Annotated in this window: 1 protein-coding gene; it reads left to right on the top strand. The window is 70.1% G+C overall.

Annotated elements, in window-relative coordinates:
• On the top strand, nt 1-268 hold a 268-nt coding region (locus R0J88_RS20580), incomplete at both ends, for a glycosyltransferase (RefSeq protein WP_410900966.1).

Raw genomic sequence — 268 nt, 5'->3', positions numbered from 1 at the left:
CCTGCTGCACCTGGAGGCGGGGGTCGCCGAGGGCAAGCTGCGGGTGATCCCCAACGGCCTGCCGGAGCCGGCCCTGGAACTGCCGGCGAGCCTGGACGGGCCGCCGCTGCGCGAGCCCGAAGTACGCCGCGACGAAATGGAACCCTTGGTGGGTTTCGTCGGGCGCCTGAGCGCGGAAAAAGGCCCGGACCTGTTTCTCGATGCGCTGATCGACCTGTGCCAGCAGCGCCCTGCGCTCAAGGCCGTGCTGCTGGGCGATGGTGAACAG

Source organism: Pseudoalteromonas sp. SIMBA_162, assembly GCF_046535955.1.
GTDB lineage: Bacteria > Pseudomonadota > Gammaproteobacteria > Enterobacterales > Alteromonadaceae > Pseudoalteromonas > Pseudoalteromonas marina.
Note: the sequence above shows the minus strand (reverse complement) of the source record. Positions and strands in the feature narration are given on the sequence as shown.